Source organism: Motilimonas sp. 1_MG-2023 (assembly GCF_030547455.1).
Lineage (GTDB): Bacteria > Pseudomonadota > Gammaproteobacteria > Enterobacterales > CBDFNC01 > Motilimonas.
In genome coordinates this window covers 1-10,249 of sequence record NZ_JAUOPX010000071.1, presented here as the reverse complement: position 1 = coordinate 10,249, position 10,249 = coordinate 1, and the positions used below count along the sequence as shown (strand labels likewise).

Annotated in this window: 7 protein-coding genes and 1 pseudogene; 5 read left to right on the top strand and 3 right to left on the bottom strand. The window is 42.5% G+C overall.

Features of this window, described 5'->3' with window-relative positions:
* A partial coding sequence (locus Q4519_RS20905; protein ID WP_303515746.1) for an EF-Tu/IF-2/RF-3 family GTPase occupies positions 1-540 on the top strand: 540 nt, incomplete at its 5' end.
* A gap of 192 nt (positions 541-732) precedes the next feature.
* Here the strand turns inward: Q4519_RS20905 and Q4519_RS20900 are convergent.
* Together Q4519_RS20900 and metJ are read right to left on the bottom strand one after the other, a co-directional pair.
* Complete coding sequence (locus tag Q4519_RS20900; RefSeq protein ID WP_232800649.1) at positions 733-1,140, bottom strand: hypothetical protein; 408 nt, start codon at positions 1,138-1,140, stop codon at positions 733-735.
* Between the two features lie 154 nt (positions 1,141-1,294).
* Positions 1,295-1,618: a met regulon transcriptional regulator MetJ gene (metJ, locus tag Q4519_RS20895; RefSeq protein WP_232800648.1), complete on the bottom strand. Its 324-nt coding sequence runs from the start codon at positions 1,616-1,618 to the stop codon at positions 1,295-1,297.
* 326 nt (positions 1,619-1,944) lie between these two features.
* Between metJ and metB the strand changes: the two genes are divergently transcribed.
* The 4 genes from metB to Q4519_RS20875 all read left to right on the top strand — a co-directional run bounded on the left by metB (position 1,945) and on the right by Q4519_RS20875 (position 9,670).
* Positions 1,945-3,108 carry a cystathionine gamma-synthase gene (gene metB, locus Q4519_RS20890; protein WP_303515744.1) on the top strand — a complete coding sequence of 388 codons (1,164 nt, stop codon included), beginning with the start codon at positions 1,945-1,947 and terminating at the stop codon, positions 3,106-3,108.
* 2 nt (positions 3,109-3,110) lie between these two features.
* Positions 3,111-5,531 carry a bifunctional aspartate kinase/homoserine dehydrogenase II gene (locus Q4519_RS20885; protein WP_303515741.1) on the top strand — a complete coding sequence of 807 codons (2,421 nt, stop codon included), beginning with the start codon at positions 3,111-3,113 and terminating at the stop codon, positions 5,529-5,531.
* A 348-nt stretch (positions 5,532-5,879) separates the two neighbouring features.
* Positions 5,880-7,469 carry a dsDNA nuclease domain-containing protein gene (locus tag Q4519_RS20880; protein WP_303515739.1) on the top strand — a complete coding sequence of 530 codons (1,590 nt, stop codon included), beginning with the start codon at positions 5,880-5,882 and terminating at the stop codon, positions 7,467-7,469.
* Positions 7,466-9,670, top strand: a complete 2,205-nt coding sequence (locus Q4519_RS20875; protein ID WP_303515737.1) for a DEAD/DEAH box helicase — start codon at positions 7,466-7,468, stop codon at positions 9,668-9,670. Before Q4519_RS20880 ends, Q4519_RS20875 begins: the two co-directional genes overlap by 4 nt.
* 130 nt (positions 9,671-9,800) lie before the next feature.
* Here Q4519_RS20875 and Q4519_RS20870 read toward each other — a convergent pair.
* A pseudogene (locus Q4519_RS20870) lies at positions 9,801-10,178 on the bottom strand (helix-turn-helix domain-containing protein); the annotation flags it as partial.
* Between the last annotated feature and the right edge of the window lie 71 nt (positions 10,179-10,249).

Here is a 10,249-nt window from a genome sequence, read left to right as displayed (position 1 = left end):
GAAGACGTATTCTCTATCCAAGGTCGTGGTACTGTTGTAACTGGTCGTATCGAAGCGGGTATCGTTCGTGTACAAGACGAAGTAGAAATCGTTGGTATCAAAGAAACAACTAAGACGACTTGTACGGGTGTTGAAATGTTCCGTAAACTGCTTGACGAAGGTCGTGCAGGTGAGAACTGTGGTATTCTTCTACGTGGTACTAAGCGTGAAGACGTTGAACGTGGTCAAGTACTAGCTAAGCCTGGTTCAATCACACCACACACTAAGTTCGAATCAGAAGTATACGTACTAAGCAAAGATGAAGGTGGCCGTCATACTCCATTCTTCAAAGGTTACCGTCCACAGTTCTACTTCCGTACAACTGACATCACTGGTGCTGTAGAGCTTCCAGAAGGTGTAGAAATGGTAATGCCTGGTGACAACCTTAAATTCGTTGTAGAGCTAATCGCTCCAGTAGCAATGGATGAAGGTCTACGTTTCGCTATCCGTGAAGGTGGCCGTACAGTAGGCGCTGGTGTTGTATCTTCAATCATCGAATAAGTTCGATTGATTAAGAACACGCTAACAAGGTCGCTTCGGCGGCCTTTTTTAATGCCTAAAAATTATGCTGAATTTAAACGAACGAAAGATTGCATCATGAGGTGCTTTAAAAAAATGCATCTTCAAGTTGATTGGTGTAAATGAAAGGCTGTGTAAAGTTGGCCAACAACCATGGTCATTGGCCTGATCTGACTATTCCGCTTTGGCTGCGGCTTCTTTCTTGGCTTTTCTTAGCACATCTTCTTTATAGCGTTCAATGCCTTGAGCATGGCGGTGGCGATAGTAACCGGCATTGACGTAATCTTTACATACCGGATTTGGCCCTTTGCCCGCTTTACCCAGTTTAAATCCTTCTTCACCGTGGCATACTTGGCTATAGGTTAAATCATAGCTAAAGTCATATAGCTCTTTAGCATAGCTCTCGTCCATGTCCTCGCACTGCTCGTAGTCAATTACTAAATTTTGATAACGTACAATACCAGCGGTAGCATCTGATTTTGCCACCATTTTAATCGATTCTTCGGCACACTCGTTAGTGGTCGCAAACGCCATCAGTGGTAACGATAATGTACTGCATATTACAACAGCGAAAAGTCGCACAATAAGCTCCCTGCTTTTATTCTAGTGTTGTTAATCTAACAGGATACAATCGGGCTGAGAAGTGGTGAAAATTAAAAATGTGTTTTTTGCGAGAGGGGTTAAATGCAGGGGGCAATAGCGCCGGAGAGAGTAACTTACCAGCGCATCACAAATGTTATTCGGTTTCGTATTCGTCGATGCTGATGCCTTTCTCAAGCATAATTTTTTTCACTTGCTCGGGCAGGCCATCATTTTGATCTTTACGTAAATCACTGTCTTCAGGAAGTGGCTGACCAGTATAAGCATGCAAGAAGGCTTCACATAATAGCTCACTGTTAGTGGCGTGGCGTAGGTTATTGACCTGACGGCGAGTGCGTTCATCAGTTAAGATTTTTAATACCTTAAGTGGGATGGATACAGTGATCTTCTTAACTTGCTCACTTTTTTTGCCGTGCTCAGCATAAGGGCTGAGGTATTCACCGTTCCATTTCGTCGTCATTATTCACTACCCGTTACAAAAATCAGGGTTATTCTAACCCCTAGGCCAAGCATAGGCAATCTATCGGTAAAGATGTTTAGAAGGCTGTATTCATAATTTTACCTTGTGCCAAGCTAGATCTTTATTACTCCTATTGCTAATCCTTGAAATGAGAAGTTGTTCAGACTGTTAAGTTTTATTTTTGTCATTCCTCCTGCTCAGGTAGACTAACTCATCAAAACACAACCCATGACAATAATGAGCCGTTTAGACGTCCAGAAGTGTTGACGTCTTATTCTCGCTAGCTTAAAGTTGCCATATATGATTTTTATTGGAGTTTTTAAATAATGGCGCAGTATAAACAAGCCACTCAAGCTGTAAGAACCGGCATTGAATCAGATACCCAGCATGGCTCGGTGGTACCGCCTATTTATTTAAGTACCAATTATACCTTTGAGGGCTACGATAAAATTCGTGGCTTTGACTACAGCAGATCAGGTAACCCAACTCGCGCCATCTTAGGTGATGCGATTGCTAAATTAGAAAATGGCACCACGGGTGTTATTACCTGCTCAGGCATGGCTGCAGTAAACTTGGTGACTGCGTTACTTGGCCCCAGCGACTTATTAATTGCGCCTCACGATTGCTACGGTGGCAGTTACCGTTTATTTGATTGTTGCGCTAAGAAAAATGCCTTTGAAGTCAGCTTTATTGATCAAGGTAACGATGAGTTAATGGCCGCTGCGATTGCAAAAAAACCTAAGATTGTTTGGTTAGAAACACCGAGTAACCCATTATTACGTGTAGTCGATATTGAAAAAATCTGTCAGCAAGCCAAAGCGGTCGGTGCGTTAGTCGTGGTTGATAACACCTTTCTTTCACCAGCGCTGCAACAGCCGCTTGATTTAGGTGCAGATATAGTCGTTCACTCAACCACCAAATACATCAATGGGCACTCAGATGTGGTGGCTGGCGCAGTGGTCACGAAAGATGAAACCTTAGGTCAGGATTTAGCTTGGTGGGCTAACTGTTTGGGTTTAACCGGCTCAGCATTTGATTCATACATGACCCTACGCGGTATTCGCACCTTGGGTGCGCGTATTCGTAACCATCAAGAAAACGCTAATGCCATCATTGCCTTTTTGCAAACTCAAGCACTGGTTAAAACGATTTATCATCCAAGTTTGCCTGACCATCCGGGCCATGAAATAGCAAAACGCCAGCAAAAAGATTTTGGCTCTATGTTTAGCTTTGATCTGGACGCTGATGAGCAGGGGCTGCAGATATTCTTTGAAAATTTACAATTATTCTCACTCGCCGAATCCCTTGGCGGGGTTGAGAGTTTGGTGGCGCATCCCGCTACCATGACACACCGCGCCATGAGTGATGAGGCGCAAGCAGAAGCGGGCATATTCAGTACCCTTATTCGTTTATCCGTTGGCTTGGAAGACGCCGACGATTTAATCGCCGATTTAGATCATGCCTTTAAGGCTGTGGCGCAGGAGAAGTAAAGGTGAAACAAACAAGACATGTGCATAAATTTGGTGGCAGCAGCTTAGCTGATCCCAACTGTTTTCGTCGAGTGGCGAATATTATCGATAAGCACTCAAGTAGCACCGACTTGATAGTAGTGTCGGCCGCAGGTAAAACCACCAACCGTTTGATAGAAATTATTGAATATGCCAAAGATGGCGATAACGCCGCAGCTGAATCCCTTGCTTCTCTATCAGACTTTCAGCGCAATCTGGCAACAGATTTGTTGGATGGTGAGCTTCAGGCTGACGCCTTAGCTGCATTGGACAACGATCTCACTCGTTTGGCGTTAATCCTCGAAAACAAATTAGACCGTTATCAAACCAACGAAATACTAAGTTTTGGTGAAGTGTGGTCGGCACGTTTACTTGCTACTTATTTAAAGCAACTTGGTTTGAAAGCCAGTTGGTTAGACTCTCGTACTTACTTAAGTGCCGAAATGAGCGTGCAGCCAGTGGTTGATATTAACTTGTCTCGTGAAAAACTCACCCAGCAGTTATTGGGGCGGGAGCAAGATCGCGTTGTTATCACCGGCTTCTTTGCTGCCGACAGCGAAGGCCATACCGTGACATTAGGTCGTAACGGCAGTGATTACTCAGCAACCGTCACTGGCGCCATCGCGAATGCGGTTTCGACCACTATCTGGAGTGATGTAGCGGGGGTATTCAGTGCTGATCCGCGTAAAGTGAAAAACGCCGTGTTAATGGAGCGTTTATCCCTTGATGAAGCGGCTGAATTATCACGCTTAGGCTCGCCAGTACTACATGCTCGCACATTATTGCCTGTGATTGAAAGCTCACAGCGCCTGAGCTTACGTTCAAGCTATGCGCCTGATGAAGGCTCGACACAAATTGTACGCCGTCAGCACAAGCTGGGCGCGGCTAAAATTGTTACTGGCCTCGAGCAGGCATGTATTATTGAAGTTGAGCTCGAAGCAGATCAAGATCTAGCGTTGGCTAATACGGCGCTACAAGCCGACCTTAGCGCGCATTTTGTTGCTCCACTGGTGGTACATCAAGACAAAAAGAAAAATATCATTCGTTTGGTTTACACTCCAGAAGTGGCGGACTCTGCTTTTGATGTGGCTAAAGCCTACGCCCATCCACTGCCTGAAATAAAAAGTGTCGAGCTACGTGCTGGTTATAGCATGGTCGGTCTTGTTGGTAATGGTGTGAGTGACAACGCTGAGCAGTGCTATCGTTTCTACCGCGCTTTATCGACTCAGCCACTGGAATTTATCCAAGCTTGTGAACGCAAGCTGTCTCTGGTCGCCGTGACGCGTGAGATTTTACTTGAGCCGTTACTTAAAACCTTACATGAGGCTTTATTCAAACGTCCTAAGCGCATTGGCTTAGTGTTATTTGGCACCGGTAACATAGGTGGCCAATGGCTCAAGCTTATCCAAGTTGAAAAGACCAAAGTAGAGCAACGCTTTAATCAAAAACTCACTCTATGTGGTGTGTTTAACCACCTTGGTGGCATCGTCGATTTTGATGGTTTTGAGCCGCAAGAAATCAGTAATGGTTTTACCCCAGAGCCGTTCATTTGGGAAGAAATGCTATCCAAGCTCAAGCGTCATCCATTTGATGAGCTAGTGGTGCTGGATATCACCGCCAGCGAAAGTGTTAGTCGTTATTACCCTGAGTTTGCATCGCGTCACTTCCATGTGATTGCGGCGAATAAATATGCGGGATCGGCTGAATTGGCCTTTTACAATGAAGTAAAACAAAGCTTTGCCGATCACGGTGGCCATTGGTTATATAACGCAACCGTGGGTGCGGGTTTACCGATTCAGCCAACCTTGGCTATGCTGCAAGGCTCCGGTGACACCATTCAAGGCATCAGTGGTATCTTCTCGGGCACGCTGTCTTGGTTATTCCAGCAATATGATGGTTCCATTGCATTTTCTGAACTACTTGATCAGGCGTGGCAACAAGGCTTAACTGAGCCAGACCCGCGTGAAGATCTATCGGGTAATGATGTTATGCGCAAATTGCTGATATTGGCGCGTGAAGCCGGTCTTAACATTGAAGAGAAAGACATCGAGCTGCAATCTTTGGTGCCTGAGGAATTGCAACAAGGCTCAGCCGATGATTTTATGCAAAAAACGCATTTGTTAGATGAGCTATTAGCTGAGAAGTTAGCGAAAGCCACTAAGCAGGGTAAAGTGTTGCGTTACGTGGCGCGTTTTGATGCTGAAGGTAAAGCCACCGTGGGCCTTGAAGCCTTAGCGGATAACCACGCCTTTGCTAATCTGTTGCCATGTGACAATATTTTTGCCATCGAGACTAATTGGTATCGCACCAATCCACTGATCATCCAAGGTCCGGGGGCAGGGCGCGAAGTGACGGCTGGGGCGATCCAAGCTGACTTAATTAGCCTATGTGAAAAGCTCGCGTAAGCAAAGCGAGCGAGTGAGCAGAGATGCAAAACCACCTTCGGGTGGTTTTTTTTGTTCCTCAGTTGGGCAAGCTGTTTAGGACCATTGTCGATTGACTTATTCAGATACCGTTTAATCCGCGATAATGTTTGTACTTTCAGTTAGTGCTTATTCATGCTTTAGTTCCTCTCTTAATGGGGTAGTTTTCGCTTTTTTGAAGCCTAAATCTTTTCTCCTAGATAAAAATTACTGTTTTTACAAGGTATTACTAACGTTTACACCTGTATATATGAACAAATAGACTTATCAAATATAAGGGATAGAATGAGTGGAACTGGTAAATGATAGCTGAATACCCTTATGTATCAGATGGATGAAAACAATGGTGGTGGAGTCGGGGCTAAAAAAGGCTTTTTCTTTCAAGACTACGTAGCAACTTTGTTTGCTTCGGAGATGCTCCTTGATAATCGAATCAGTGGAGTTGGCTGTGAAGTTGGAGATGATATAGATCTTTTTCACCCAAAGAACATCGTGACGCACGTACAGGTAAAAACAGGAACTGTAGACAACGGGTGGAATTTGACAGAGTTAAAAGCGAGTCGCAACTCCACTCAAGATAAGAAACCAAAACCTTACTCATCTGTATTACACAAAAGCTTGGAGCTAGACAAAGATACTAACCTAGTAAGCAAGTTTATGATGGTCACTGATCGTGTAGTAAAAGGGCCTTTAAGCTTTTTAGAAATACCTTTAGAGAACAGAGCGGTTAAAACTGGGCGGGAACAATTAGTTAGGTCAATCAACTCAGCATTAGGGAAAAATTTTATCTCTAATAATGGTAATAGAGGTGATTATTGGGTTGATAACACGTTATGGCGAGTATTTTGTTCTACAGAGCTAGTTGTCCTGCAAGTTGAGCATAATTTACGATCTGCAAGTGAAGAGTTATTAAACTGCGTACTTACAAATGAATCAGTGAGACAACTCGGTGAAATCTTGTGCAATAGAATTTATGGAAAGAGTCAATTGTGTAAGAAAACGTGTTCAGTCCAAGATAAGACTCTATCTCGAAATGAAGCTATCGACTTATTACGCGATTTTGCTTTGAAGAATGCTTTATTACCCAAAGCTTATCCTGACATCGACTTGCCAGATATAGTCACTCCGTTGTTTGATGAACGTGTAGAGAATCGAAGAAAGCGAGGATTCGTACAAGGATTCAATTTTAATGCATATAGGTATGACCATGTGGTAGACATGCTTGTCGATTGGGTTGACGAAGTATTTCTCAGGCCGTCGGAACTTACGGCTAATTCTCAAGCAATAAGCGCGTCGATGGATCTTCGCTCTAGGATTGCGCAGTTCGATTTAAAAGTAGTTACTTCTAGAACAATCTTGAACAGCATTATAAGAAAGCAGCATGTCGCACAGCCAATACCCATGGTTATGTTTGCTGCAAATAGTGCTAAATGCCTGAAGTTTGACTCTGTACACATAGTGCGTGGAAATGATAACAACCATGAACTGTGGATAGGCGTAACTGAATTTATAGAAAATGGCGATGACATTTTTGAAGTCATCGAACGATTGTGTGAGAAGATGAATGAGCTAGTGTTTATTGATATGGACAAAGACCGACAAATAATTTTGGAAGGTAAAGATGATAAGTATCTGTTTAAGCATGATATTGATACCATTCTAGATACTTCAAATAGTTTCTCCTCTCATCTAGAGCGATTCAAGTTTATTGTTTTTATTTCTTACAGGTTGCCTTCATATGACTACACAACTAGTGAGGGCGATTTAACCCAAGAAATAAAAGACAAAATCAAATATATGTATGACTCAATGATTTCCAAGAATCCTTTCTTCAATCAAATTCGTCTAGGGTTCTATGTTTTCCCGACCCCATGTAACGATACGATATTAAGCAAATTGAAAGGCAAGATATCTTCATGAGCATTGACGTTAAAGATAGTATCAACCCAATTGTTTACCTAAAAACTGCTTCAGAGCTTCTATCTAATCCAATAAGTGCTGCAAGTGGCCGTGATATGGTGATAAGAGCATTAGATGAGAGGAAGAAGTATCACCGCTACGACTCAATTCTTAAGCATCTAGTTAAGAAAGCAGGATTGTTTCCTTACCTTCAGAGTGAATTTGATGAGCATGATCTTGAAGACATTGTAATAATCGAAGCAAACAAACCTGTAGCAGGGAATGATATTGTGTTTCATGCTACTCAGACACGGGTTTTCAATCAGTTGCGTGATGGTAAAAACGTTGTGCTGAGTGCTCCTACAAGTATGGGTAAAAGTGAAATACTAGCAAATATGCTCAGTAAAGATAGATACCATACGGTTGTTCTAATAGTCCCTACTATTGCGCTCATTGATGAGACAAGAAAAAAATTGGCAACCACATTGGATGGCCTATATCGGATAATTCACCATAACAGTCAACACTATGATGATACCGTACCCACAATTTTCGTTCTGACTCAGGAGAGAGCCAACCAAAGGAGTGATATCGAGAATGTGGATCTTTTCATCATTGATGAGTTCTATAAGTTGGGCTTTAAGTACAATAGTGAAGGCTTTCTGAAGTATGACGAACGAGCCATATCTCTAAATATTTCTTTGTCTCAGCTACTTAAGAAGTCTAAGCAGTGGTTCTTTATTGGGCCTAATATAACGAACGTTAGAGGCTTATCGCGTTTAGTAGGAGACTTTACTTTTATTTGTAGCGACTTTCGGACTGTGTCAGTGGATGTCAAGGACTATGATATTGCTGCAAGCGATGCTGAAATGAAGAAAAAAGTACTGCTACAGATTTTAAAAGAGTGCGAGGGAGAAAAGACGATAGTCTACTGCCGTTCTCCAAAATCCGCCAATAAACTAGCTCAGTTATTGATGACTGAAGGAGAATTTGAAGAACAGTTCGAGGGTGAGTTTATCGATTGGTTGTCGAAAACTTATGACTCTAGATGGAACTATTGTAAAGCTCTGAAGCATGGAGTTGTATTACATCATGGTGTATTGCCACGAGCGTTGCAGCACTTCTCTGTTGATATCTTTAATCGGTCAAGAAGGCACAATGTCTTAATCTGTACTTCAACAATTATAGAAGGGGTAAACACCCGAGCTAAGAATGTTGTTATATACGAAAACTATAACGGGCTTGAGAGCATAGATAAATTTACGCATAACAACATTAAAGGCCGAGCAGGAAGGATGTATAAGCATTTTGTAGGTAGCGTTTATTGTCTGCAATCTCAACCAGACGATGACGCCTCTGACGAGTTGGTTATTCCAATAGGAGACGAGGACAGTGAATGTCCGTTGAACTTATTGGGTTCAATAGATCGTGAGCACTTATCTTCAGGAGGTTTAGAAGCATGGGAACGTTTCAGTCAAGAAACCGATATTCCTACAGAGATAATCCGCAACAATTCTTCATTTGAGGTAGAGAAGATAGAGTGCTTGTTAAGGGCGTTAGAGAATGTTCAGCTCTATGATTTTGAACTGTATAAGCAGTTGAATTTTTTTAAGCTACCAACTACAGATGCTTTGTACTTTATTATGGAACAATTTATTGACGCTAGGAAAAAAGTACTGACACGGAACGGATTTTCCGTAACGCCAAAAGACGGAAAAGATCCTGTAACAAGCATTTGTGGGAAGTTTCGTGCATTTTTAGCTGCTGACTCCGTTGAGCATTATCTCAAGCAACAGATGGAATGGAAGCACAAACAACTCCTAGAAGATGATTGCCCTCAAAATGAGTTTGATGATCAAATGTCAGGTGTAATTGATGATGAACTCAAAATCATCTCAAATGTCTATGGCTTTAGCTTCCCGAACTTTTTGTCATTATTTGCGGATATTTTGTATTTCTTGAATAAGAAAGAAAGTACAGGCTTAACCTTTGATTACAGTCACATAATCAGTGACATGGAAAATCAGAAGCTTACTGCGGGCTACGCAGCTATTCATGAAATGGGTGTACCCCATCAAACACTCAAGCTTCTTAGAGAAAAGTTGGTAGATGTAGATGAGGGATCTTTGGATGACGTCGTTCATGCAATAAAGACTGCACTGCCTACAATCAACTCATTTAGTCGAGTAGATAGATATTTTATCAAAGCTGCCAAGCTGTAACAAAGTTGGTGCGAAAATACTCATAGTTACACGAGAACCTCGTGATATTCATTTTATGCAGATGAGTGAGTGTAAATTGCCATTAAATAGCTTTTTAAGCTAAATATATCTAGGCTATAAGGCTGAAAACTCACCTCACCCCCAAGCACTTTTGATAGACCGTGGGCGTCATCCCCACCAGCTGCTTAAAGAAACGCCCCATGTGGCTTTGATTGGAAAAGCCGCAAGCGAGGGCAATATCGGCGAGCTTCATCGGGCCGGTTAATAAGTGCTTAACCTGCTCGATACGCAGCTGCATTAAGTATTCTTGCGGCGTGCGGGCAAAGTGGGCCTTAAACATGCGGGTAAAGTGGTATTCACTAAGCTGCGCTAACTCGGCTAATTCGTGCAAGTAAATTTGGCGATGGAAATTTGCCTGCATAAAGTCTTGTACTTGCTTGGCGACTTTCGGGGCTAAACCGCCCTTAATGATCCCCAGTGGTTTAGTGAGCCCAGTACTTTGTAATATGTTCTGGTCTAATCCCATCGGACACTTAATTTTGAGACAATAACGTCAATAGATTAAGGAAATGATATGAG